Origin of the sequence: Maribacter sp., assembly GCF_016744255.1 — a bacterium.
GTDB lineage: Bacteria > Bacteroidota > Bacteroidia > Flavobacteriales > Flavobacteriaceae > Maribacter_B.
Map to the genome: position 1 here is coordinate 1 of NZ_JADGES010000180.1, position 1930 is coordinate 1930.

Genomic DNA, 1930 nt, shown 5'->3' on the forward strand with positions numbered 1-1930 from the left:
AGATAATATAGATAACCCAGGGCAGTACTTCTTAAACCTTAGTATGTATGGTAAAACAATTAGCTCTTCTTTTCATGAACCAGAAGAGTTAGAGGCTTGCGATTTTGAATTCGATTACCATTTACTAAGCCCCGTTTTTTCTTCCATATCTAAGAAAGACTATAAAGGGAGAGGTTTTAACGTAACTGCCATAGATAAATTGATTATTGGTATGGGAGGTGTAACTACCGATAATTTAGAAGAGTTTAATACCCTAGGCTATAAAGGAGTAGGGGTTTTAGGCGGTATTTGGAATAGTAAAGAACCTATCGAAGTTTTTAAAAAAATGAAAACGTACTTCAATTAACAAAGAGCAATTAGCAATAGGAAAAACAATTTATGAAAGAAAATGTAATATTAAATAAGACCTATGATTTTGCTGTTTCTATGGTTAAACTTTCTCAGAAATTAGTTTTAGAGAAGAAGGAATACGTATTGTCTAAGCAAGTATTGCGCTCAGGAACTTCTATTGGCGCTAACACCGAAGAGGCAATTGGAGGAATTTCTAAAAAAGATTTTATCTCAAAATTATCCATAGCATATAAAGAAGCTAGAGAAACAAAATATTGGTTACGTATCTTAAAAGATACAGGTTATATTACAGAAGATGAGTTTCAAAAATATTTTCTAAGAGTAGAAGAGATATTAAAAATTTTATACTCCATTATTAATTCATCAAGAAATAATTTGTAGTGATAAAAGGTAACAATCAAACACATATTGATAATTGTTCATCGCAAATTGATAATTGTATTTTATCAATCGCTGGGTTAGATCCAAGTTCTGGAGCTGGACTTACTTCGGATATTAAAACTTTTGAAGCGCACGGTTTGTATGGGTTGTCCGTTTGTACGGCAATTACAGTTCAAAATGATCTCGATTTTAAACAGTGTGTATGGACAGAAAAGAACCTTATTCTTAATCAAATAGAAACCTTGTTTGAGCGTTTTACGATTGAATTTGTAAAAATAGGTATTGTAGAAAGTTGGGAGGTATTATCGACTATATTGGATAAATTACATGCATTAAATACGAATGTGAAAATTGTAATAGATCCCATTTTTAGGGCTAGTGCTGGGTTTGATTTTCATACACAAGAAAACCAAAAGACATTGGATAAAATATGGAAAAAATGCTATATTATTACACCTAATTATGATGAAATTAATAGCCTCTATCCAGAAAAAAGTATAGAAGAAACGATAACTCATATCAGTAGCCTAACCAATATTTACTTAAAAGGTGGGCATAGAAAAGACAAAAAAGGTTGGGATGAGTTGTATTGTAATAAAATAGTACAAGTAAATATAGAACCTAGAGCAGGTAAAATTTCAGAAAAACATGGAAGCGGTTGTGTCTTATCTTCTAGTTTAACGAGTAATTTAGCTTTAGAAATAGAATTAGAAGATGCAGCCAAAAACGCAAAATATTATACCGAATCCTTTTTGAACTCGAACGTTAGTTTACTTGGAAAACATTCATATTCAATAACAAAAGACTAAGACATGATTATACCTAAACTACATTACATATCGCAAGGCGCAAGTCCGCAAGAGCATTTAGATAATATCCAAAAAGCATGTACCTCTGGTGCAGAATTGGTCCAGTTACGTTTAAAAGGAATATCCGAAAAAAAGATTTTAAAGATAGCAACAAAAGCGCGGGAGATTACAGGGCACTATCAAACTAGGTTAATTATTAACGACTATTATAAAATAGCTAAAGAAGTAAAAGCAGACGGTGTTCATTTGGGAAAAACAGATACCTGTCCTACAGTTGCTAGAAAACACTTAGAATCATGGCAAATTATAGGAGGTACAGCAAATACATTACAAGACTGTGAAACACTAATAACTAAAGAAGTAGATTATATAGGTCTTGGTCCTTTTAG

3 protein-coding genes and 1 pseudogene are annotated in these 1930 nt (G+C 31.9%); all 4 read left to right on the forward strand.

Annotated elements, in window-relative coordinates; translation table 11 throughout:
* Window positions 1–346, forward strand: a pseudogene (locus QZZ51_RS16585) (thiamine phosphate synthase); the annotation flags it as partial.
* 32 nt (window positions 347–378) lie between these two features.
* Entirely contained in the window at window positions 379–732 is a 354-nt protein-coding gene (locus tag QZZ51_RS16590; protein WP_291871724.1) for a four helix bundle protein, read from the forward strand.
* Entirely contained in the window at window positions 732–1541 is an 810-nt protein-coding gene (locus tag QZZ51_RS16595; RefSeq protein ID WP_291871726.1) for a hydroxymethylpyrimidine/phosphomethylpyrimidine kinase, read from the forward strand. The genes QZZ51_RS16590 and QZZ51_RS16595 overlap by 1 nt, the downstream gene beginning before the upstream one ends.
* A gap of 3 nt (window positions 1542–1544) precedes the next feature.
* A partial coding sequence (locus QZZ51_RS16600; RefSeq protein ID WP_291871728.1) for a thiamine phosphate synthase occupies window positions 1545–1930 on the forward strand: 386 nt, incomplete at its 3' end.